The organism is Clostridium sp. Marseille-Q7071 (assembly GCF_965112025.1).
Window position 1 is genome coordinate 3707447 of record NZ_CBCOPR010000001.1, and the last position, 22448, is coordinate 3729894.

Below are 22448 nucleotides of genomic sequence, written 5' to 3' on the forward strand. Positions count from 1 at the left end.
TATGTTTAGATATATAGTAGAAGATTTAAAGACAATTAAAAGCAAAGACCCCGCAGCTAAAAGTCTATTGGAAGGCTTTTTATATCCATCTTTTTATTCATTATTGCTTTATAGATGGGCTAATAGATTATATAAAATACGTTTTTATTTCTTAGCTAGATTTATTTCTCAGCTTGGAAGATTTTTAACAGGTATTGAAATTCATCCAGGAGCTACTATAGGAAGAAGACTTTTTATAGATCATGGTATGGGTATCGTAATTGGAGAAACTGCTGAAATCGGTAATGATGTAACTATTTATCATGGTGTTACCTTAGGTGGTACAGGACATGACCAAGGTAAAAGGCATCCTACTCTAGAAGATAATGTATTAGTTGGTGCTGGTGCAAAAATTCTTGGTCCTATAACTCTAGGAAAAAACTCAAAAATTGGTGCTAATGCAGTAGTCTTAAAATCCATTCCAGAAAACTGTACCGCTACTGGAATACCAGCCAAAGTAGTAAAGCCAAAGATAGACCATTTAAGGCTAATAGAGTATGTTATATAAAAAATTAACACTAGTATGATATTACAATTATTATTATGAATTTTAACTCTGCCCCTTGGGAATACTAAAGAATCTACATTATTCCCAAGGGGTACTTTAGTATTCTAATTAAAACTATTGAATTGACAACCTGCAATGAAGAACTTATGATATGATAGTACTTTAAGAATTATATATACGAGGTAAGGTAATGAACGATTTTAAAAATTTTAATATAAGCCATAATATGATAAAATCTATAATTTCAGTAGGTTATGAATCACCATCTGAAGTTCAAAAAAAAGTTATTCCTTTAGCACTTAAAGGAGAAGATTTAATTGTAAAGTCTCAAACTGGCAGTGGTAAAACTGCTTCTTTTGGTATACCACTTTGTGAGAAGCTAGAGACAGAAAAAAATGCAGTTCAAGCTTTAATTTTAACTCCTACTAGAGAATTATCTATACAAGTAAAAAATGAAATTTCTAAATTAGGACTTTATAAAAAAATTAAAGCAATAGCTCTATATGGTAAAGAGCCTTTTTCTCTTCAAAGAAAAGAATTATCCCAAAGAGTTCATGTAGTAGTAGGTACTCCTGGAAGAGTTTTGGACCATATTACTAGAAAAACTCTTAATGTTGAAAATATAAAGTATCTTATAATAGATGAAGCAGACGAAATGCTTAATATGGGTTTTATTTCTCAAGTTGAAAGTATTATAAAATCTCTTCCACATAAAAGACAAACTATGATGTTTTCTGCTACCATTTCTGATGAAATTAAAGCTTTAAGTAAAAAATATATGAATTCTTCTTATACTACAATTGAAATTTCTCCTGAAAAGTTAACCTTAGATAATATATCTCAAGGTCTTTATATAGTAGAAGATAATCAAAAATTAAAGCTACTTATGGATTTAATTAAAACAGAAGATATAACTCAGGCTATTATTTTTTGTAGAACAAAAGATAAAGTTAGTGAGGTCTACCAAAAGTTAAGAAAATACAACCTTCCCCTTTGTGAAATTCATGGAAACATGCTTCAGAAAGATAGACTAAGCACTATAAAAGGTTTTAAAGAAGGTAAATATTTATTTATGGTTGCCACTGATGTAGCTGCAAGAGGTATTGATATTTCTACAGTAAGCCATGTTATAAATTACGACCTTCCATTAGAGGTAGAAGCATATGTGCATAGAATAGGAAGAACTGGTCGTGCTGGTGAAAGTGGTACTTCTCTAACTTTTGTAACACCTTATGAAGATAAATTCTTAAAAGCTATTGAAGAATTTATCTCTATGAAAATTCCTGTAAAAACCCCACCTTCTGAAGAAGAAGTCAAATCTTCTATCAATAAAGAGTTTAAAATAAAAATTAAAACTCCATCTAGTAATGATAATGTGGTTAAAATATATATTAATGGTGGTAAAAAGAAAAAGATAAGACGTGGGGACATAGTAGGTGCTTTAACTAATAGTGGAAATATTCCTTCTGACTCTATAGGAATTATAGACATTTACGATACCTATAGTCACGTAGATATACTAAACGGTCATGGCAAAACTTTACTTAAAACTCAAAGTGAAATAAATATTAAAGGAAAACCTACTAAAATTAAAAAAGCAAAGGCTTGATTAATTAAGAATTTCAATATAATTTAAGAATCGTGATTTTATCACGATTTTCTTTTTTCATCACAATTTTTGCATTATTAGGAATTATATATTATAATAACTTTGTTCTAAATATTGCATTTATGTTAATATTTTCATATTTATATTATTAATATAATTTTATATTAACTTTAAATATAATAATATTTAGCTAATTATTTTAATATTTTAATGGGGTTAAATTGTTTAAGACGTCTTCAGAAAATGATCAGTTACTATACTAATCGACTTTAGGCGACTAATATAAAATTATAAGGGGGATTTGTAAATGAACAAATCAATAAAAAAAATTATTACTTTTTGTACAGTTATGGTATTATCTTTAACTGTAGCGGGATGCTCTAAAAAAGATTCATCACAAGAAGGAAATTCATCTAAAAAAGAAACGGTGGAGAAAAAAGAGGCTATGACACCAGAACAAGTTTTAGATGAATATTTTAAAGATGTAAAAAAAGCTGAAAATTTAAAATCATCTAAGGATGTTAATACAATTTTAGCTAAAGCTTTTAATAATGATGATTCTAATACAGATTTTGTTAAAGAAATGGGAAAAGAAAATACTGATAAATTTATCAAGGATTTTATGATTCCAATAGCAAATAACATAGAATATAAAATAGGTGAAACTAATATTAATGACAACAAAGCAACAGCAAAAGTAAATATCACTGCTATAGATATTAGTGAAAAAATTCAAGATATATTTGGTGGACTTATAAGCGAAGGTATGAAATTAGCTCTTGATGGAAAAGAACCTACAGATCAAGAGATAGCTGGAATTCTTATAAATGAATTGATAAAAGCATCAAAAGGAGAAAATGTAAAAAAATTAAGTTCTGATATAGAAATGACTTTAGAGAAAAAAAATAATGAATGGATTGTTAATGAAAATACTCAGCTTGAAAATATATTAGCTGGAAATCTAAACAAGATAGGAGAAAAATTCAAATCCTTTGATATGGGAACTCCAAGCAATTAATAAATTTTATTTTTTAGTATCAATTAAATATTTTAATCTATAATAAGGTACTTCTTGTAAGAGGTACCTTTATTCTATTATTCTTAAAGAAAACCTTTACTTTATAATGAGACATCCCTTATAATTATTTAGTACTAATTTTTAAATTAATTAAAAAAATACTAGAAATTTAAGGAGGACTTATACTTGAAAAAATTAATTACACTTTGTACAATTTTAATTCTTTCCATAACTATGGTAGGTTGCTCAAAGTTTACGTTATCACCAGAAAAAGCAACCGATTTATATTTAAAAGAATATAAAAATTCACATAATCTACTAGATGTAGAGGAACTTGTAAAAGATTATATTTTAGACGAAGAATCTGATTTAATTAAAGATTCTGATAGTGAAAGCTTTAGATTGATTATAAAAGATATTATATTTCCTATATTAGAAAGCTTAGAATACGAAATAGGTGAAAGTACTATTGATGGTAACACCTCTACAGTAAAAGTTAAAGTTACTGCTTTAGATTTAAAACCTTTCATTCCTGAAATATTAGAAAACTGTCTAGAAGAATTTATGCTAGTATACCTTGAAGACGAAACATATTCAGAGGAAGAATTTGTAGAAATTTTCTTTAAAGGCATAGCTAATAAATTAAAATCTAATACTATTAAGAAATCTACTTCTGAAATAACCATAGGCTTGATTAAAGATGGCGTTCAATGGGTTGTTAATGAAGATGATGCTTTTGCAGACATAATATCTGGATTTTTGCATGAAATTACACCTGAACTCTTTGATGCTGCTACAGAAAACTATATAAAAAAACATATGAATGATATTGATTTATCTAATTTAACTGAATAAAAACATTTTTTTACTTACATGGAGGGCAAATATGAATAAAATAAAAAAATTAATGATGATTTATATCTTTTTAATATTTTCTTTAACTTTAGTAGGTTGTGGTACAAACCCTGAGACAGTGGTAGAAAATTATTTTAACACTCTAAAATCAAAAGGATTTATTGAAGCTAGCAACTTTATTGATGATAAATTAACTGAAGAGGATTCTAAAGATTTTAATTATACTTTAATGGATAAAAAAATTCAAACAGTTTTATCTTCAAAAATAGAATATAAAATATTAGAGTCCCACACTTCTTTAACTAATGCTAAAGTAAAGGTAAAAATAAATTATATAGATTTAGTACCTATTATTGATAGACTTCCTAATGACATATCTCCTATAGTTACTAAAGCCTTATTAGAGGGAAAGCTTAATAACTTAGAAGATGCTAAAAATATAGAGATGACTTACATATATGACTCTGTAAAAGATAAGAATGCTGAAACAGCTATGCTAATTCTTGATATAGATTTAAAAAGAAGCGTTAATAATCATTGGACTATAGCTACTAACGATGAATTTTTCAAGGCATCTTTAGGTGATGCTAAAGAAGCTGGTGAAAAACTTAAGAAATTAAATGATAAATATGGTAATATAGATAAAAAAAAATAAGTTAAAGTTTGTTAAAATTTTTTTTAGCTTGTCTATCATCTAAAAAAGTAAAAGAATTTTTCAATGTAACTTTAAAGATGTGTCAGCAGAAAATATAGTAAAATTAATAAGATCATATATTGGCTTCTTATCTTTAGATAGATATAAAAACTATTGCAAAATAGTATTTGCCAAATCCATAGATGAAGAACAACTAAATATAGTTCAACAAGAACTTAAAAATATTTCAGATGAAGATTTAAAAGTTATGATTGAAGAAGTATTATCAAGTCTATAACTATAAAAGATGTAATAATTTTGTTAATGTTTATTTTTAAGAGTGTAAATTTTAACTTAATAGCAAATTTAAAATCAAAAACTATGCTAACTTCAATTTAGCATAGTTTTTTATATTCAATTATTTAAATTCTAATGAAAACCATAAGAAAAGTATGAACTATTTTCTATTAAATATCTCTATATCTCCCAGTAATGTAATTTGATTATTGTTAACAATTATTCCACCGGTATTCTTAATTGCATATACCCTATCCTTCTTTTCATTTAATACTTTATTGATATAACTTTTTTGCATTTCTGTCTCCTCATAATGAACTTCAATACCAAAATCTTTAATCAAATTTAATCCTTTATTATATGAAAATTTATCATAGTTTTCATCAGGAGTAATATGATACTCTGATATCTGAATCATTGCTCCAGCACTACTGCCTATAATAATCCCAGTAAAATTTTCAATGTCATTTATTAAGTCGAATTCCTTTAAACGACACATCATTTTATCAGGTAAACCTCCGGTGAAAAATATTATATCACTATTTCTTACCTTTTCTTTTGCATTTTCCTTGGTATCTTTAAAATAATTTATCCAGTTTATATTTTCTTCTGCAATTCCATAGTTCAAAAATGGTAGAATAGCACTGTTGTAATACTTTCCATTGTTCTTACTGTAAGCATACTCCCATTCCATATTATTACTTATCTTTTCATTAAAAGAAAATGGTATTATCAAAACCTTATCATTACAATTTATATATTTTTCTATTGTATCTTTTGCCCATCTTTCATGAAAATTATATTCACTAAATAGTATATTAACCATTAATATCCCTCCTATTAATTTACCATAACTTATATTATAGGATTCCTTAATGAAAATTTAACTTATGCATGATTTTGATTTCCATAATAAAATTTTACCATGAATTAAAAATTAAGAATGAATAATGAAGAATTATGGTTAAAACTCCACCGTCAAAGCCTTTGGAGTTTTTTAAGATAAATTTTATTTTAGAAATTCATTAACAGTGGATTTCATCCTAAATTTTTCATTTTTAATTATTAATCCTTAATTTTCAAGAGGTTAATCTGTTTTTATAGAAAATTTATTTTCCAGAGTATATATTAAATTTTCGCATTGTATCCCTATATATACTGGTTATCTACAAATACTAATATATTAAAAGAAATATTTTATATCATTATAAAAGAAACTTTAATTTCTCATTGTTCCTTGCAAAATCCTATAAGTAATCATCATAATATTTAATTCTATTAGTTTCTATCTGCTCCTGTGTGATTTTATTTATTGCTTCTTTTTTAATATAGATGATATGATACTATATGCTGAATAGCAGAAAAGAAATATCCCTAAAGCAATATATTTGCCATCCTTACTCTTAAGTGCTGAAAGTGTTAATAAAATTGATATTATAAAAAGAATTACATTAATAATAACTCTAGCAAACATAAATATACCTCCAAGATTTAACTTAGAGGTATATTCACTGCAAAGCATTTAAAGTCCTTTTAACTTTTAATATGTTAATAAAATGTTTTTATTAACATATTAAAATAAACGTAATTAATTGAAAACTTCTCATGATATACTAAAAGTTCCCCTTAACTCTTAATTTTTTTCTCTTAATTTTTCATTCCCACAGAAAAGCTATTATTATAGAAATTCAACTTATTATTATAAAACGTATATAAGAATTCTTAATGAAAATCTAACTTATACATAATTTAAACAAGAAAAATTCTTTTCTATGAATGAAAAATAAAGAATTATAGTTAAAACTCCACTGTCCAATCCTGTAGAGTTTTTTATAATAAATTTTATTTTAAGTTTTCATTTATATCCCTATAATATTTACCCTATTTTTACTCTAACGTTAATAGAAAATCTTTATAAATCTCCCTACTCTTCTGCCTTGCAATTACTGTTAATAGCTTTTTTTGCTATACTTAAAGATACTAACACTACTAAAGCTGCAATTCCCCATTTTTTTATCTTACTATTTTTTTCTATGTTAATATCCTTTGTATCACTAACCTCATTTTCTATGTTTCTTCTAATAATATTCATAAAGTATACATCCTTTCATCATTAAATTTATAATGTAACTAAGAATAATTATTTTCATCTTAGCTTTCTATAATCATATACTAAGTTATTTAAATTAAAAGAATAGTAATAATAGCTTAAAACAACATTAAATACAAATTAGAAATTCTAATCTTATCATTAAAAACCTACTTTTTCATAATTTTATATTCTCTTCCTTTAAGTTAATGGTATAATTTGTATATGAAATTATAACCTCGATAGTTAAAAATTTAAAGAGTAATGGAGGAACCTGTATATGATAAATCGGCTTGATTTAAAGGATGAAAAAGTTCTAGAAAAAATACTAGATGTACAAATAGCATCTTATAAGATTGAAACAGAAATTATTGGATTTGATGAAATACCACCATTAAAAGACACAATTAATACTTTAAAACAATGCAATGAAATTTTTTACGGATATTTTATTGATGATATTCTAGCTGGCATTGTTTCCTATAAAATTGAAGATGACACTTTAGATATCCATAGGGTTGCAGTACATCCTTCTTTCTTTAAAAGAGGTATTGCAAAGGAGCTTATTAACTTTGTAGAAAAAATTAATAATATAAAAAATATAATAGTATGTACCGGAAAAGAAAATATACCTGCTGTAAATCTATATATGAAAAATGGCTATAAGAAAATTAAAGACATCAAAATTAAAGACGGTTTTTATTTAACATCCTTTGAAAAAATACTATAATTTAAAACTATAATAAATTATTTCACAATATTAATAGATTATATTGAAAAAAATAACTAGCCAGTATCCTTGTCTAGTTATTTTCTTTAATAATATAGATATAACAATTCTTTATTTTTTATCATATTGATGTAAATTATATTGCTCAATTAAGCTTATAAGTGTAACTGCATAGTTAGGATCTGTGGCATATCCTGCCCTTTGCAATGCAAAAGCTTGACCAATATGATCCTTTGCATTAAAAAATCCTGCCTCAGAATAAATGCTATTTTCAACTAAAAATTTTCCGTGATCTTCAAGAGAATGGTCCCAGGAATCATAAGCTCTAAAAGCTGCTTTAACCTCAACCTTCACTCCTCCATACCATTCATAGGTTAGCATTTCAACATATTTTCCACTCCAGTAAAAGGCCTTTATACCAAATAAATTATTTGCTTTAGCTGTGAGCCCTGAGCTCCCCCAACCTGATTCTAATATGGCCTGTGATATACTTATTGAAGGCAATACTCCATATTTTTTATAAGTGCTCTCAGCTCCTGGTATTACTTTATTAATGAATTCTTCTTGTGTTAAGTTAAGAGGTACTCCTTCTCCATCTATTAAAATTCCTCCTCCAAACTGTTCATTTAGCAAATTTAAACCTATATCTCTATAAAGTTTAATATCTCTCTTTTCTTCTTCTGAAAATCCCATTTCATCCATTACTTGATCTAGGTTTTTTCTTCTATAGGCTGTTACCTTTTCTACTCTTTCTACTTCTTCTCCTTTAATATTTGTTATAATAACTTTTCTTTCTTCTATATATTCTTCTATAAAAGATTCTCCTAAGGATAAAACATCACCAGATTTTACATCTTTAAAATTTTGTTTATATCTAACTGCATCAATTGCCATTAAATCACGCCAATCAACTTTAACATTTTCCTCGCTAGCACTTTGAGCTCCACTTATATACATTCTAATAATCTCTTCATCTGCTGCTGGCACCGTTTTAATTACTACAAATGAGGTGGCAAACATAATAGGTATCATAAGTAATGCAATAAAAAAAAGTAATATCTGCTTCCAGTATTTTTTTAATAGTGATGCACCCTTTATGACCACATATGGATTCATATAATCACCAGCCTAACCTAAGTTTAAATATCTTGATTTAACTCCATATATTTCTTCAAATTGAACAGGATCTATAACTTCTAATTCAAATTTCGATGCTCTAGTTTGTATAACTACCCTTTGAGAGCCAACAATAAATATACCTTTACCTTTGCTCCCCTTTTTCTTACCGCCTGTACCTTTTAATATTTTTATTTCACTATCACTAAATGAATATAGTTTTTTAGCTACAGGAATATCACTTTCTCCTAGTCGCATAAATAATTTAAAGTATGAATTATCTATAATTGCTTGTCCAAATCGAGGAATACTTAAAAAGTCTGGTAAGTTTTGAGTTGCAGTAATAAGCCTTATTCCAAATCCCCTTCCCTGTTTACTTAATTTAGTAGATAAAAACATAAGTGTCTGCGGATTTTGAGGGTCTGCAAATTCATGACATTCATCTACATATATATCTTTTCTTGTAGGATTTATAGTTCCATCCTTTTTAGCAAACTGCCATGTATCTTTAAGTAAAATATCATATAATGGTTTTTTAACAGCCTCAGGAATATTAGATATATCAAATACAGTAAACTTATCAAAATTCCAATTTGTTTGACCATTAAATATTTTAGAGTAAGTACCTTTTGAATATGGTTTAATACAGGCTTTTAAATATTTTCTTCTTTCCAATTCCATCTCTGCATCAGAGCTTTTTATTTTTTCTTCCATTACTTCATCTAAAGTTGACATAGTACAAAATTCTTTAGGTAGTTCTATGCTTTGAAAATTCAAACTACATTTTTTATATGAATCTCTTATGTCTTCTTCTAATAAACTTTCATCATAGGGTGTAAGCTCTGGAATTATCCATTTAAAAAATACTATAAGATCCATTATTTTTTGAGATAAATATATTCCAATATCACTTTTTACTTCTTGTTGTTCCATAGAATTATCTGATATGGTATTTCTAATGTGAAAGGGATTAACTATGGTTCCTGAAGTTGCAGAAAATATATACCTTTTCCCCCAAGGGAAATTTAAATCTCCTTTAATATCGAACATGATTGTATAATCAACATAGGGTATATTTCTTATAGCATCAGTTTTTATAAAGAACGTTTTCCCTGAGCCTGAATCCGCTAATATACACATATGAGCATTGTTATATAATTTATTTCTATAGTTTGCTATTACCAATCCTCTACTTATTTCATTTTCTCCAATAAGTGTTCCACTTTGCTCCATGAATTCTGAAGAATCAAAGGGTATTATTGATGCTACATCCTTTGTGCTTAAATTCCAGATATAATTTTCAGTAATTTTATTATCTGCAAGAATGGGCATTATTGTATAAAAAGGTTCAAAGCCCTTTCTTTTAATTTCAGTACTTTGAAGATAAGAGCTTGATATTTTAGACCTTACTATGTTTGAAAGAGTATCAAGTTCTTGAATATCCTTTGCGCTTATTCCTATAGTGATATTGGTATCATAGAGACTAACGTTATCATTCCCTAACTCCTCTATCATGTTTTTAGCACTTTCTTCTTGTTTAAAATATTTCTGTCTTGAAGCCTCATCCTTTGCTGATATTGCCCTAGCATTTAGCTCATCAACGGCTTTAGATAATTCTTTTATTATAGTAGCTTTATTTTTAGGGTTTAATATTATTGCAATATTTACATCTCCTCTTATGTTTAATAGCTTTTTAAGCCATCTATATTCATCTACATTTTGAGGATATTTTGATATAGCATAAAATCTATATAATCTGTTTTCTATTTCTAAATGTCTACCATCTTTAAATCTTACAGCATTTTGTGGATATATATTTTCTAGTAACCAATCCTCTTTATAGGGTTCTACCTGACTTTGTTCCGGATTCATCTTCTCATATAATAACTGCTTTATTTCTTTTTCTTTTAATTGTTCCACATACATTTCCTGTGATTCTAATTCATTTTTCACACTTATATAAGCATCTTCTAAAACTTGTCTTGCAGTATCACTATTTTTATCTTTAATCTCTAGAACCATGTAAAAATTTAATACTGTTCTGCTTTTATTAGCTATACTTTCTAAATACTTCTTTTGTTCTTCTAGAAGTTCTATTCTAAATTCATCAGATAATTCTTCTTTTTGTTTTTCTATATTTTTAATATTAAGTGATATATCAACTCTTTCACTTTGTATATAAATACCTTGTCTTCCTTCAAAGGAATTTAATGCTCCTTGGATCGCATTAGATATATCTCTTAACATATCTTCTGGTGCCAATTCTCCATTGATGGGAGTAACCTTAGCAACTAACTTATACTTATGATCATTGCCTATAATAATGTCTTTCACATCTTTTATGGGTAAGTTAAAAGTTTCTTCTTTATTTTTTATATTATTTTTCTTTGGTATTTTCGATCTTGTTCCAAATAACTTTGCGAACATCTTCTAACTCACATCCCCTCTCATAAATTATGTTGCCTTCTAATTCATATCTTATGATATCCTTCAAAATATCTAATCCTGTTTCTCTATTGTTGAACTCAGCAAATAAAATAGTAGTTAGCCCTATTGCTAACACCCCAAAAAATAAAGTTATAGGGCTAAAATTACTTAATATTGCGAAAACTTCTATAATAAAAATTGGAAAAAATTTAATAAAATTTCTTGCAGTCATTGGTCCTATTTTAACTCTACCATCCACATGTCGTGGAATACTTCTTTTATTCATGATTACTACTCCTTAATTAAACTAATGGTCCAATAGGGGACGAAGATTTTACCATACGTTTCATGGCTCTCATTTTTCCATAGCCTCTTGCAGCAGTTCCTGCTGTTTTAACTGAAAGTGAACCTGTGCCAGAAGTATATAAAAAGTTCCTTAAAACTTGAGGACCTTTAAGCATTATAGAAATAGATGCTATACTTAATACTGCCATCATAATTCCATCTACAGTAGTCATTATTGTAATTAATATTTGAAGTAAAAACATGTGTATTGATTGAGTGAATACAATACATATGGTCTCTTTAAACCATACCTCAGTGCCTTCTCCATCATTTACAATGGATACAGCTGCAATTGGAGCAAATAAAATACATATAAGTAATTCAATATATCTTATGCTTCCTGCAATAGCTAATATAAGAAACCCTATTCCTAGGATTAATAGTACTAAAATCATAAGCTGACCTAAATCGGAAAGATTACCTACTAAAGTTTTTGTCTTACTAAAATGTTCTTCAGTTATTTCAATGCCTATAGCTTGAATAAACTTCATTAACGCATTATTAATTGGTAATAAAACATCTATCACTAAATAAGGTAATACATAAATAGCAGCACCTGACTGCAAAACTTTAATCATAAGTGCCGAAATTGATCCATTATTTCCTCCCAATACACCGCCGCTTTGATATTTTAAAGCTTCCCAGGCTATTCTAACTAATAGAAATGAAGCAGCAATTATTTGAATATATACTAAGTATTTATTAATATTTATATATCTATTTATGTCAGTTATATTAATAATAGTTTCCGTTATAAATTTAAATGCCTCATTTATTATGTTAGAACATAACTTAGCAAAAAATCCCCAGATTCCTTCTGTAATATTATTAATAATCCAATCCATATTGCACCTCCTTATTTACTAAGAGTGACTTCTAACTGATTGCAAATAAAGAATTTTTCAAATTTATCCTATAAAAAAAAGACTTTAAATCAATTTTTCAGTTAAAAGCTAATAATAGAATTGCTAGCTTAAATCCTAAAGTGAAATAATATGTTATTAGTAAAAATTAATTTTAATCATAATTGTGAATTTAAACACATAAAGCTGTAACTATATTAATCTATACTGAACTTTGCAACTAGTATCTTTATATATGTAAAAGCTTGTCCTACTTGCAAAAAGCTTCAGCAATAATCTGAAGCTTATAGTTTATACTTTCATCTTGTCCACTACATAAGTTGCAAACCAAATTAAAAAGAAAACACCTCCACCCATGTAAACAGTCTTTTTAATATTGGATATAGCTTCCGCTTTCTCTGATCCATCCCCTTGAAAATATTTAAATGAGTGAATAAGAATTACTACTACTGTAACCACTGCCACTAAAGCTAAAAACCATCCCTTAATATCATTTAGTATTGCTGTTATTTTAGGTACAAATGGATTACTTGAAGCCATTATTAAAAAATTCATAATTGATACACCCTCCTTCCTTTTTCTATTTAATTATACTAAATATTTACTTTAATATAAAGATTTTTACAAATATTTATTTAAAAAGTTATATTATCCACAAATATCCTATATTTTACAATGCATATTTTAATAAATTCTACAATAATTTAGTTTCTTCTACCATAAATCTACATATTTATACTTTAGATTTATATACATACTTAACTTTTATATATTTTTTTCAACATATAAAGGGAAAAAATAAGCTCCATTGAATTATGTTTCGTAATATACTAAATAGCTACTTTTAATATCTTATATGCATTGATTTTTCTCAGGAATACTCTAGGAGGTGAAGTTGTGAAAAGAATATTAGTTATTATACTTCTTGTAATTTTATCAAGTATTTCATTTATGTGTTGCAGCAATGAAAAGCAGATTAAAAATGAACCGAAATTTGCAATATACCTTGTAAAGGAAGAACATAAAAGTGGTGCTTTAAGTTACGGAAGAAATGAAAAAGGTGAATATATAAAACCTGAGTTAAAACTTGAGGAATTACTTATAGATGAAATGCCATTAATTACAGAGGAAGATATAAAAAAATATCATTGGAATACTCATGAAATAGAGCTAACTAAAAATTATTTAAAAAAACATAAGATTAAAGTGAGTTATAATACAAATTCTGATAATGCAGGAAGTAAGTTATTAGGAACAAAAGAATGGGATGCAGTTGTTATAACAGCAAAAGGTAAAAGAATCTATTGTGCAGGATTTCCCCTTAGCCTAAGAAGATCAAATTTTTTACCTGAAATTTTGATTAGAGATGTAGAAAGTAGCTTTTTTATTGACAAACTTGGAAATAAAAGTTCAGAAGATATACGAAACAGTAAATATATTTATGAGGCATTAAAAGAAGCTAACATTTTAATAGAAAAATAATTAGGGAAATTCAAAATGTTTTTTACTTAACCTTAAGAGGTAAAAATAAAGTATGAAATAGTTTTTTATGTAATTAATATATAAAACTACAGCTTAGAATAAAAGAAGTTTAATTCCTATTTCTTTAAGCTGTAGTTTAGAATTTTTGTATATTTCATGTTAATATCTTAATAGTATATAGATTCTCTATAAAAATAGCTTAATTCCTTAAAATTAAAGATTGACAATTAACAGTACTAATTTAGAAAGAAATTCATCCTTAGCAAATTTCTAAAATAAAATCTATTCTAAAAAAACTCCTAAGACTCTGCTGGTGAAGTTTTAACCACAATTCTTTATTTTTCATTCTTAATTTTTAATTTATGAAGATTTATTTATGAAAAAATTCACTTTTTAAAAGTTCTGTTTTTTCACCAATATGGTATATCTTTAAATTATGAAGTGGTCTTGTCATAGCTACATATAAAAGCTTAACATCTAATTGATTTTCTGAGTAGTTTTCTTTGGAGGCATTGCATATAACTACCATATCAAACTCTAATCCTTTTACTAGATATGAAGGTATTAATACAACTCCTCCAGTAAAATCATTTTCTCCACCTTCAACTAAGTTAACCTTTATATTGTTCTTATCTAATTCTATCTTAAGCCTTTTACATTCTTCTAAGGTTTTACATATCAATGCAAGAGATTTATATCCCTTGTTTTTGTTCTCACTTATATCCTTTTCTAATTGTAATGCAAGGCTATAATAATCTTTCATTAAATTTATAGCTATTTCTTCTCCATGTCTTATAACAGGTTTAGCTACTGGTAATTTTTCATCTTTTAATGCTCTTAATACTTCCGTTGCCCCATTCATTATTTCAATTGTTGTTCTATAGCTCTGTTCTAAGCCAAGCATTTGAGCTTCCTCATCAAAAATATAGTTATTAACCATATCCCAATCATTAGTCCCTCTATAACTGTATATTCCTTGACATATATCTCCTAATATGGTCATTGAGCCAGATCCCAGTATTTCTTTTAATACATGAAATTGTAATAAGTTAAAGTCCTGCGCTTCATCAATTACTATATGTTTTAAATTTAAACTTTCTTCAATTCCATATACCTTTAACTTTATATACATAAGTGGAGCTAAATCTTCAATTTCTATTAGATTATTTTCTAAATTTTTTAAGGTCTCTTTTGCCATCTCTCCTATTACGCCATCTGGTTTCCATTTTATTAAAGACATGATAAATTCCTTATAATATTCTGTTGTAGATAGTGGTTTAATATTTTTAAAATAATCCCTTACTAAGCTGCTTAGTTTATTCTTAACTCTTTTAAAAAGTTCATCTCTCTCATCAGCAACCTCAATAATTTTGGCCCTTCTTTCAGGTGAATCTTTGAAAGCCCATCTAATTTCATTGAGTTTATCCTCATAATCATTTTCTATTTTATCTAATATTTTTTGCTTATCAGCTTTTGTTTTATTTATAAAATGCTTTCTTATTTCATTTATCCTCTTTTCAAAAGGCAAATAACTATAATCATTTTTAAACAATTCTATTATTTCCTTATATGAATAAAGAATTGTTTCATTTACTTTAAAGTCTAATTTAGGAATATAAGTTACTTCTACATGTTTAAGAAATCTATCTATTAATTTTTTAAATTCTATGGAAGTTTTAAAGGAAGTGATTTTTGAGAGATTTTTATTTCCTTCTATTATATTTCTAAGTTTTATTGATGGATCAATTATTTTTAGATCTTCCTCTATAAATTCAAGAGCAAAATCCTCAAAGGTATTTTGTTTTACATTATCCACGCCTAATTCAGGTAAAACGTCTGATATATAGCTTAAGAAAAATCTATTAGGAGCTATTATCATAAAATTATCTGGTGATAGAGTCTTTTCATTGTTGTATAATAGGTATGCTATTCTATGAAGCGCTATAGTAGTCTTCCCTCCACCAGCAGCACCTTGAACTATTAGAGGCTTCCACATATTAGCCCTTATAACTCTATTTTGTTCCTCTTGAATAGTTGAAACTATATCTTTTAATCTATTATCTTTTAAAGAGTTAAGACTTGCTTGAAGAAACTCATCATTAGTGGTTATGTCTATATCATAAATGTCTAAAAGCTTAGATTTTTCAATGGCATATTGCCTTTTTAAGCTTATATTACCATTTATGCCCCCATCTTCACACTCATACTGAGCAGTTCCTAATCTTCCCTCATAGTAAAGAGTAGCAATTGGAGCTCTCCAATCTACTATTAAAAGTTCATTACTTTCATCATCAACTAAAGAAGTTTTTCCTACATAAAGCTTTTGAATATTTTCTTTGCCTTCTTCTTTAAAATCAACTCTAGCAAAATAAGGCTTTTCTATGCTTTTTTCTAATCCTCTCACCTTAGATTGTAGACTCTTTTGTAATGCAGTGTTTATAACTAATTCATTAAACTGTTCTGCGTTATCTGAGTTGTAATGGGAATATCCATAATTAACAGCCTCATCAAGTTCTCTTTTTTCTTCAAAAACTTTTTTGTTATAATTAATTAAGTATTCTAAGATGGTATTTAATCTTAATACCTCTTCATCATAATCAGGATGGTTATTTTTAACCATAGAGATCACCTCACAAATTTATATTTGTGCCACATTGTTCATTGAGACAAATTCTATTCTATATTAGATGTGGTAAAATGGAAAGCTCCCCCATGGTTTATGTAATTGTCTATATTTCAATATTTATGACTTAAATATAAATTTAATAAAAATATCTCTATTTCTCTTGACAGTTTAGAGTTTTTTTATTATAGTATAAGTATAAATTAAGAAATTAATATTAAGGTATTGCATTTATACCCAAAATAAATTACCAGTAATTGTAAGTTCATGGAATAGTTCCATGGCTTTTATTTTTTTGTATATAAAATATCGTTTATTATTGCCAATTGTTAAGCTAAATTCAATACTTATCTTAACAATTGGCATAATAAAAATTTATTTAAGAAATTAATTTAAATTTTATTCCTTTTGAAATACTTCCTATTTTATAATAAAATCTAAAACCTTATTACAGGTGTCATATCTATCTTTACCAGCTATTATTATTGAATTAGGAATATTTATTCCACCACCAATTACATATACTTTTTCTCCAATACCAGATACAAAGTCCTTTGCTTCTATAATGTTACAATTTAGATAATCAGCTAAATATAGTGCTGCTCTTCTATCTACTTCATTGTTAATTACAATTATATTTTTACTTTTTTCCATATTTACCTTAGTTCCATGAATACCTTCCGCTATAACTTTTCCTATTATATCTGCTCCAAGCTTTTTATATAATTCCACATCCGCTTTACTATCTACAAAAAAACATTCTATAATCATAGAACTATAGTATATTGAATTTAGTTCTGCTAAATTATTTTGCTCTTTAACTCCTCTATTTTTAAAACCTAAGTTTTCTAAATTTTTAAGTATTCTTTCACCAATAGCGCTTGTTTTCTTATCTCCAGGATAAATTAGAACCTCTGCTCCTCTAGCTGCTTCTGTTGGTTCATAGCAATTTAAATGAGTGGAGAAAAATATATCTCCTTTAACATTGTTTGCACTATTAATTCCATAGGTAAGTTCCTCATTAACCCCTGATATATTACGAGGAGTACAATCTATAAGAGAATGTTTTGCCATAGATAGATATTTTATTATAGAGCTGTGAATTTTTCTGTTTTCTACTACTTCATCTACATAATATTTACTACCAGGACACGCTTCATTATGACCTGCTCTATGTGTTATTTTCATCCCTTTCTCCTCCTTTTTTATCACCTTTAAGCTGCTCTAAAGCATCAATAATTTGCTTTGGCATAGGTACCCCTAACTTTACTGCATTTTCGCAAATACTTATTCCTTCGTTTGATATCATAAAAAAACAAAACAGAGTTCTAAGAGAACCACCGGAGCCAATAAGTCTATCTAATAATACTGGTACAATCAAAAGCATTAGCACCAATATTTTCTTAACTACTCCCTGTAATCCTTCCTTAGAACTCAACTTTCCACCAATATAAGCACCTATCACTCCTGTAATATAATCTAAAAACATAAAAACAATAAGCACTTGAAGTATTATATCCCATCCACCAAAGAAATAAGTTATTATACTAATCAATCCTCCAATAAATCCTGTTGTTATTCCCCTTTCTTTTACAGAACCCATGCTCTTTAAAGCATTTAATAAAATTTCAATATTATATCACCACCTAAAAAAGCTGTGAAAAACCACAGCTTTTTAATTCAAAATTCACAATTTTAGAGTTACTTTATAATTTTTTATTTAAGGAACTGCGAGAAGTCACTATCTAAATTTACGAGATAGTGCTTTTTATACTATCCTTAATAGTGTAAAATTATAAAATAAAAGGCTTTAAATTTAAAATTTTTAATTATATTCTTCATATAATTAACTAACATTTTTAAGTAGCTATAAATTTACGCTTATGATTAGCATAAAAATGTTATTAGCTTATTCTGCACTAAATTTGTTATTTAATTATATCCTCATATTCTTCCAATGTAATGATATCATTTTCAAGTAACCTTTGTAATTCTTTTTTTTCTTTTCCATTCTCTAATTGCCTTTTCCAAAATCTAACCACATAATCTCTAACCATATTTATATACTCCTCATTAAAATAATATCTGCAATTATATTTTCAATGTCTAAAATTCTTTGTTCTTCTGAAGATAAGTCTACTTCTGAGAATTCTCCATCTTCTATTGTATATTTAGACCAATCTTCTATAGGAAATAAAGTTAAAGCAAGTTTATTATCAAGATAACATTCTATTTTATTGTTTACGACATCTTTTATTATTTTATCAAAATTAGTAGGTTGGTTAGACTTATCTATGCCTACATAAAATTTTTTATTTTTAAGATACATATATATCCTCCTTTTATGTTATTTTTGTTAATGCGGACGCTCCAATAACATTTGTACCTAATTTATCTGAACGTGATACTAAAATACATGCAACGCCTGAAGCATTAATACCATCCCCATTATTTGTTCCAGAGTTATACGTAGATATTACAATACAGTAGTCTGAAATTGATATTGCACTAATAAATTTATTGCTAATTGTACAATCACCTATAGTACATATTGAACGATTAATTATACTAATTCCTTTTGAACCTGAGTTTATGGATTGTAAACTAAAAATATTACATGTGCTATCGCTAACATAAACCTCTTCTTCAGATATTATATGACTCAAATATACCTTATCACACTCATCTACAGATAAGCCTTTTACCCTTATTCTTATTTCGTACCCACTAAGCATAATTTCATTTTTAATTCCTTCAATCTTAATCTTACCTTCGCTAGTGAAATCAGCCTTTGCAGCATTATTTCTGTCTGCAAGCAGTATAGTAATTTGTAAATTGGGATTTGTTACATATTTTTCTATAAATTCTATGCATTTATTTATAGAATTAAATGATTTACCGTCAAAACCATTTTCTAAATTTGAAGTTCCATTTATTTTGTCTAAATATAAATCAATTTTTTTCTTACTATTTAAAATTTTAATTTTGTCATGTAAAGCATCTTTCATTATATAATTATTATGAGTATGATCTTTATCCGACTTATCTGCAAAATATTTTTTTACTTCATTTAATGCACCATTCACGTCTTTACTAATAAAATTAGAATTATTTAATTTTATTTTATCTGCAGATAAATCTATTTTTTCTAATTCCTTTTTTAACTCATCCTTGTTCACTGTTTCAGTCAATTGAGATTCAATTGTTGTACCTTGCTCCGTCTTAATATCTTCAGCCTTTAAAATAACATCTCCAATTTTTCCATTTACGCTAGATACTTTTCCACCATTTTTTACAATGTCTTTTAGTTCTTTATATGCTTCATCTATTTTTTTATTATCTTCAATAAAGTCTGTTCTTTTAGGGTATTCATTACCATTCCATTGATTTAATTCCAAATTGGAAGTTTTATCATTGCTTGACATTATTTACACCTCTATTCTCTATATTTTTCAAACTCATCCCAGGTTAAGTTTAGTTCTTCCCATTGATCCCAGGTTTTATTGTAGAATTCAAACTCATCCCAGGTCATATAAGTAAATTTATATTTTATAGATAAGTGAGCTGGTTTAATATCTTCTATAGCTTTTTTAAGTCCTTCTAAGTTAGGAGGTATACCTCTTGTACCTACAAATTTTATTTCAAAGGTGTAAGGTTCTATATTTTCAGTAATTTCAACCTCTCCATTGGAAAAACTTTCACTTACATTCTTTATGAGCTCCACAGTAACTATACCTTGACCTCTTAGTTTTGCTTTTATGGCGCTTCTTCTAAAATCTTCTGGTGAGGAAAGGTTAGCTTTTATATCTAAAAAATCCTCCCATAAGCTAAGTCCCCAAGTGGCTTTTTCAACAAAGCATTGATTTACCAAGTCTTCAATTAAATTGTTATAATCATCAATTTCACTTTGTTCGATTTCATAGATTTTAGAAAATATTTTAGAATTTCCTATAAAGGAGGGAAGATATTTTTTAAGCTTCACTTTCTATCTCCACCTTTCCCAAAACTCCAACTGCCCCTGTGTCAATTTCTATATTGGAAGTTCCATCATTGATGGTTAATTCACTATAATCAATGATAGGAGGAATATCTAGTAGTAAATTTGCTATTCTTGTATATCTAATAAGTGGATCTTTAAAAGCTAAGGTGTTTAAATACTTAGTTACAGCATTTTCTATTTGAATTTTTACTTCCTCTTGGTTTGCATAGCTAGCTAATTGTAGTTTTACCTTTATATTTATAGGTATTTCCTCCACTCCAACTACATCTACTTCTGCTCCTATAGGTCTTTGAGCTTCAATATATTCTTTTATAGAAGTTATTAAATCCTCATTTGGTTTTTTATTGTTGTTATCCATAACTACTACCTTAACTGTTCCAGGCCCCTTATAAAGTGGTATTACCACTGCATTTCCTACTCCATTTACTTCAAGTGCCCATAATTTATAATGATGAATATTTCCACTGGTAGCTGGAAGTCTAACTTTAAGCAGCAATCTCTTTAAAAGTTCTTCATCACTTTCAATGCTGATACCTCCAGTTGCTCCTTCCTCATTTATAACAGCACTTACTCCTGGAATCGAAATAGGAATACTGTTTATAATTTTAGCTGGCACATTATATTTGTTTCCAACTTCCTCTGCCATAGCCTCCACAAAGGTTTTATCATTTTTTATAATACTCTCCTCTATGGTTATAAACCTAAGCCCACCTTCTGTTTGAAAGATGCTTTCTTTAGGTATTAAAGTATCTTTACTTCCTTCAATGGTCAGTTTTACTTTAGCTTTTATTCCAGCTTTTCTATAGATCCCAAATTCTTTAGCCTTTAATTCTAACTCTTCACTATAACCATTTTCAGCAGCTTTTATTGCAAACACCTTGTTTACTATTTCATCAAGTTGTAATTTACTTTGCATAAGTTCTAAGGAAATGGGAGAAAGGGCATCATAAATAAATGAACCTTCAGACTTATCTATATCTGAAGGCACTTTTTTCATCATTCTATCAAGTATTAATTTTTCATTTTCACTATACACTTACCTTAACCTCCCCTAAATCTGTTTCTACTTTAAAATTCACTGTTATTTTATCCTTGTAGCTTAGAACATCAATGTCACTTATACCTTTAATATGCGGATTAATTTCTAAAGCTTCTTTTAAAAATCTTTTTATTTCCGACTTAGTAAGTTCTTTAGAATAATTTTCCCCTACTAGGCTTTCTATTTCACTACCATAATCAGTAGTATAAGCTAAATATCTATATCTCTCTGTAATTAATACCTTTCTTATCCATATATTAAGGGCTTCTAGTCCTTCTACTACTACAAATTTACCATCCTTTAAGATAAATTCATTTTTTTGAAAATCCCAAGCATACTCATGTGGGATCTCCTCATTAGTATTTAATTCATTTTCAACCTCTTCTATAACCTTCATATCTTCATCGGTGAATGTTGGAAAAATACTCACAGTTTCACCACCTTACATAATACTAAAAATTTAGAGCTACTAATCTTTATAAGTGCTACACCATCTCCAGATTTTAAAGTTTTATCAAAATCAACTTTTTTCTTATCTATGGTTATATTTTTAATTGAACCTTCAATTTTAACTTCTCCATTAAAACTTACTTCTACGTTATCTTTAAGTAGATGTTCACTTATATATAAATTTTCTTTGCTAAGGGTAATATCACTTGCTTTAATGGAAAGAGGACTTGTAGAAATAATTTCACCTAATTCTACTGAAGGAGGATTGAAGTACTTACCTTGATCCCTAATTAGTTTTATAAATTCTCCATAACACTCACTCAA

The 22448-nt window shown here is 27.4% G+C and carries 26 protein-coding genes; 8 read left to right on the plus strand and 18 right to left on the minus strand.

Translation table 11 applies throughout. The annotated features are described in order from the left end of the window. Position 1 precedes the first annotated feature (1 nt). The 6 genes from epsC (at position 2) to ACWPW7_RS17635 (ending at position 4961) form a co-directional block, all read left to right on the plus strand. Positions 2–547 carry a serine O-acetyltransferase EpsC gene (gene epsC / locus ACWPW7_RS17610; RefSeq protein ID WP_454054548.1) on the plus strand — a complete coding sequence of 182 codons (546 nt, stop codon included), beginning with the start codon at positions 2–4 and terminating at the stop codon, positions 545–547. A 190-nt stretch (positions 548–737) separates the two neighbouring features. Continuing rightward, entirely contained in the window at positions 738–2156 is a 1419-nt protein-coding gene (locus tag ACWPW7_RS17615) for a DEAD/DEAH box helicase (RefSeq protein ID WP_454054549.1), read from the plus strand. Positions 2157–2463: 307 nt separating this feature from the next. Beyond that, positions 2464–3174 carry a hypothetical protein gene (locus tag ACWPW7_RS17620; protein ID WP_454054550.1) on the plus strand — a complete coding sequence of 237 codons (711 nt, stop codon included), beginning with the start codon at positions 2464–2466 and terminating at the stop codon, positions 3172–3174. Positions 3175–3360: 186 nt separating this feature from the next. Next, positions 3361–4029 (plus strand): hypothetical protein, encoded by a 669-nt coding sequence (locus ACWPW7_RS17625; RefSeq protein WP_454054551.1) that lies wholly within the window; start codon positions 3361–3363, stop codon positions 4027–4029. Between the two features lie 31 nt (positions 4030–4060). Further along, positions 4061–4684: a hypothetical protein gene (locus ACWPW7_RS17630; protein ID WP_454054552.1), complete on the plus strand. Its 624-nt coding sequence runs from the start codon at positions 4061–4063 to the stop codon at positions 4682–4684. Positions 4685–4763: 79 nt separating this feature from the next. Next, the gene (locus ACWPW7_RS17635) at positions 4764–4961 is read left to right on the plus strand and encodes a hypothetical protein (RefSeq protein WP_454054553.1); all 198 of its coding nucleotides are present in this window, start codon (positions 4764–4766) and stop codon (positions 4959–4961) included. Between the two features lie 159 nt (positions 4962–5120). On the opposite strand, the gene ACWPW7_RS17640 is transcribed toward ACWPW7_RS17635, so the two are convergent. From ACWPW7_RS17640 to ACWPW7_RS17650, 3 genes are all read right to left on the minus strand, one after another. After that, positions 5121–5786, minus strand: coding sequence for a Type 1 glutamine amidotransferase-like domain-containing protein (locus ACWPW7_RS17640; protein WP_454054554.1), 666 nt, complete (start codon positions 5784–5786; stop codon positions 5121–5123). 483 nt (positions 5787–6269) lie between these two features. After that, positions 6270–6434, minus strand: a complete 165-nt coding sequence (locus tag ACWPW7_RS17645; protein ID WP_291559355.1) for a hypothetical protein — start codon at positions 6432–6434, stop codon at positions 6270–6272. Positions 6435–6884: 450 nt separating this feature from the next. Next, positions 6885–7052 (minus strand): hypothetical protein, encoded by a 168-nt coding sequence (locus ACWPW7_RS17650; RefSeq protein ID WP_454054555.1) that lies wholly within the window; start codon positions 7050–7052, stop codon positions 6885–6887. A gap of 277 nt (positions 7053–7329) precedes the next feature. On the opposite strand from ACWPW7_RS17650, the gene ACWPW7_RS17655 reads away from it, so the two are divergent. Next, positions 7330–7779, plus strand: coding sequence for a GNAT family N-acetyltransferase (locus ACWPW7_RS17655; protein ID WP_454054556.1), 450 nt, complete (start codon positions 7330–7332; stop codon positions 7777–7779). 111 nt (positions 7780–7890) lie between these two features. Here the strand turns inward: ACWPW7_RS17655 and ACWPW7_RS17660 are convergent, their stop codons facing one another. From ACWPW7_RS17660 to ACWPW7_RS17680, 5 genes are all read right to left on the minus strand, one after another. Continuing rightward, complete coding sequence (locus ACWPW7_RS17660) at positions 7891–8883, minus strand: glycoside hydrolase family 73 protein (RefSeq protein WP_454054557.1); 993 nt, start codon at positions 8881–8883, stop codon at positions 7891–7893. Between the two features lie 24 nt (positions 8884–8907). Further along, complete coding sequence (locus ACWPW7_RS17665) at positions 8908–11322, minus strand: VirB4 family type IV secretion system protein (RefSeq protein WP_454054558.1); 2415 nt, start codon at positions 11320–11322, stop codon at positions 8908–8910. Further along, positions 11273–11608: a hypothetical protein gene (locus tag ACWPW7_RS17670; protein ID WP_454054559.1), complete on the minus strand. Its 336-nt coding sequence runs from the start codon at positions 11606–11608 to the stop codon at positions 11273–11275. The genes ACWPW7_RS17665 and ACWPW7_RS17670 overlap by 50 nt, the downstream gene beginning before the upstream one ends. 16 nt (positions 11609–11624) lie before the next feature. Further along, entirely contained in the window at positions 11625–12512 is an 888-nt protein-coding gene (locus ACWPW7_RS17675; protein ID WP_454054560.1) for a conjugal transfer protein TrbL family protein, read from the minus strand. Positions 12513–12821: 309 nt separating this feature from the next. Continuing rightward, complete coding sequence (locus ACWPW7_RS17680; protein WP_039637097.1) at positions 12822–13085, minus strand: hypothetical protein; 264 nt, start codon at positions 13083–13085, stop codon at positions 12822–12824. A 342-nt stretch (positions 13086–13427) separates the two neighbouring features. Between ACWPW7_RS17680 and ACWPW7_RS17685 the strand changes: the two genes are divergently transcribed. Further along, positions 13428–14012, plus strand: a complete 585-nt coding sequence (locus ACWPW7_RS17685; RefSeq protein ID WP_454054561.1) for a hypothetical protein — start codon at positions 13428–13430, stop codon at positions 14010–14012. A 370-nt stretch (positions 14013–14382) separates the two neighbouring features. On the opposite strand, the gene helD is transcribed toward ACWPW7_RS17685, so the two are convergent. The 10 genes from helD to ACWPW7_RS17735 all read right to left on the minus strand — a co-directional run bounded on the left by helD (position 14383) and on the right by ACWPW7_RS17735 (position 22448). Beyond that, positions 14383–16632, minus strand: coding sequence for an RNA polymerase recycling motor HelD (helD, locus tag ACWPW7_RS17690; RefSeq protein WP_454054562.1), 2250 nt, complete (start codon positions 16630–16632; stop codon positions 14383–14385). 423 nt (positions 16633–17055) lie between these two features. Continuing rightward, positions 17056–17823, minus strand: coding sequence for an N-acetylmuramoyl-L-alanine amidase (locus tag ACWPW7_RS17695; RefSeq protein WP_454054563.1), 768 nt, complete (start codon positions 17821–17823; stop codon positions 17056–17058). Next, positions 17807–18238 (minus strand): phage holin family protein, encoded by a 432-nt coding sequence (locus ACWPW7_RS17700; RefSeq protein ID WP_052268320.1) that lies wholly within the window; start codon positions 18236–18238, stop codon positions 17807–17809. Before ACWPW7_RS17700 ends, ACWPW7_RS17695 begins: the two co-directional genes overlap by 17 nt. A 325-nt stretch (positions 18239–18563) precedes the next feature. Further along, the gene (locus tag ACWPW7_RS17705) at positions 18564–18692 is read right to left on the minus strand and encodes a hypothetical protein (RefSeq protein WP_454054564.1); all 129 of its coding nucleotides are present in this window, start codon (positions 18690–18692) and stop codon (positions 18564–18566) included. A 2-nt stretch (positions 18693–18694) separates the two neighbouring features. After that, entirely contained in the window at positions 18695–18964 is a 270-nt protein-coding gene (locus ACWPW7_RS17710) for a hypothetical protein (protein WP_454054565.1), read from the minus strand. A 13-nt stretch (positions 18965–18977) separates the two neighbouring features. Then, positions 18978–20060 carry a hypothetical protein gene (locus ACWPW7_RS17715; RefSeq protein WP_454054566.1) on the minus strand — a complete coding sequence of 361 codons (1083 nt, stop codon included), beginning with the start codon at positions 20058–20060 and terminating at the stop codon, positions 18978–18980. 11 nt (positions 20061–20071) lie between these two features. Continuing rightward, positions 20072–20617 (minus strand): YmfQ family protein, encoded by a 546-nt coding sequence (locus ACWPW7_RS17720; protein ID WP_454054567.1) that lies wholly within the window; start codon positions 20615–20617, stop codon positions 20072–20074. Continuing rightward, positions 20607–21671 carry a baseplate J/gp47 family protein gene (locus ACWPW7_RS17725; RefSeq protein ID WP_454054568.1) on the minus strand — a complete coding sequence of 355 codons (1065 nt, stop codon included), beginning with the start codon at positions 21669–21671 and terminating at the stop codon, positions 20607–20609. The genes ACWPW7_RS17720 and ACWPW7_RS17725 overlap by 11 nt, the downstream gene beginning before the upstream one ends. Then, positions 21664–22104 (minus strand): DUF2634 domain-containing protein, encoded by a 441-nt coding sequence (locus ACWPW7_RS17730; RefSeq protein ID WP_454054569.1) that lies wholly within the window; start codon positions 22102–22104, stop codon positions 21664–21666. Before ACWPW7_RS17730 ends, ACWPW7_RS17725 begins: the two co-directional genes overlap by 8 nt. After that, a complete protein-coding gene (locus tag ACWPW7_RS17735) occupies positions 22101–22448 on the minus strand; it encodes a DUF2577 domain-containing protein (RefSeq protein ID WP_454054570.1) in 348 nt (115 codons plus the stop codon). The genes ACWPW7_RS17730 and ACWPW7_RS17735 overlap by 4 nt, the downstream gene beginning before the upstream one ends.

Bases quoted from the DNA above. Each gene is read 5' to 3' on its own strand.
- epsC (WP_454054548.1), top strand. From the start codon at position 2: ATGTTTAGATATATAGTAGAAGATTTAAAGACAATTAAAAGCAAAGAC.
- ACWPW7_RS17615 (WP_454054549.1), top strand. From the start codon at position 738: ATGAACGATTTTAAAAATTTTAATATAAGCCATAATATGATAAAATCT.
- ACWPW7_RS17620 (WP_454054550.1), top strand. From the start codon at position 2,464: ATGAACAAATCAATAAAAAAAATTATTACTTTTTGTACAGTTATGGTA.
- ACWPW7_RS17630 (WP_454054552.1), top strand. From the start codon at position 4,061: ATGAATAAAATAAAAAAATTAATGATGATTTATATCTTTTTAATATTT.
- ACWPW7_RS17640 (WP_454054554.1), bottom strand. From the start codon at position 5,786: ATGGTTAATATACTATTTAGTGAATATAATTTTCATGAAAGATGGGCA.
- ACWPW7_RS17645 (WP_291559355.1), bottom strand. From the start codon at position 6,434: ATGTTTGCTAGAGTTATTATTAATGTAATTCTTTTTATAATATCAATT.
- ACWPW7_RS17650 (WP_454054555.1), bottom strand. From the start codon at position 7,052: ATGAATATTATTAGAAGAAACATAGAAAATGAGGTTAGTGATACAAAG.
- ACWPW7_RS17655 (WP_454054556.1), top strand. From the start codon at position 7,330: ATGATAAATCGGCTTGATTTAAAGGATGAAAAAGTTCTAGAAAAAATA.
- ACWPW7_RS17665 (WP_454054558.1), bottom strand. From the start codon at position 11,322: ATGTTCGCAAAGTTATTTGGAACAAGATCGAAAATACCAAAGAAAAAT.
- ACWPW7_RS17670 (WP_454054559.1), bottom strand. From the start codon at position 11,608: ATGAATAAAAGAAGTATTCCACGACATGTGGATGGTAGAGTTAAAATA.
- ACWPW7_RS17675 (WP_454054560.1), bottom strand. From the start codon at position 12,512: ATGGATTGGATTATTAATAATATTACAGAAGGAATCTGGGGATTTTTT.
- ACWPW7_RS17680 (WP_039637097.1), bottom strand. From the start codon at position 13,085: ATGAATTTTTTAATAATGGCTTCAAGTAATCCATTTGTACCTAAAATA.
- helD (WP_454054562.1), bottom strand. From the start codon at position 16,632: ATGGTTAAAAATAACCATCCTGATTATGATGAAGAGGTATTAAGATTA.
- ACWPW7_RS17695 (WP_454054563.1), bottom strand. From the start codon at position 17,823: ATGAAAATAACACATAGAGCAGGTCATAATGAAGCGTGTCCTGGTAGT.
- ACWPW7_RS17700 (WP_052268320.1), bottom strand. From the start codon at position 18,238: ATGGGTTCTGTAAAAGAAAGGGGAATAACAACAGGATTTATTGGAGGA.
- ACWPW7_RS17705 (WP_454054564.1), bottom strand. From the start codon at position 18,692: ATGGTTAGAGATTATGTGGTTAGATTTTGGAAAAGGCAATTAGAGAAT.
- ACWPW7_RS17710 (WP_454054565.1), bottom strand. From the start codon at position 18,964: ATGTATCTTAAAAATAAAAAATTTTATGTAGGCATAGATAAGTCTAAC.
- ACWPW7_RS17715 (WP_454054566.1), bottom strand. From the start codon at position 20,060: ATGTCAAGCAATGATAAAACTTCCAATTTGGAATTAAATCAATGGAAT.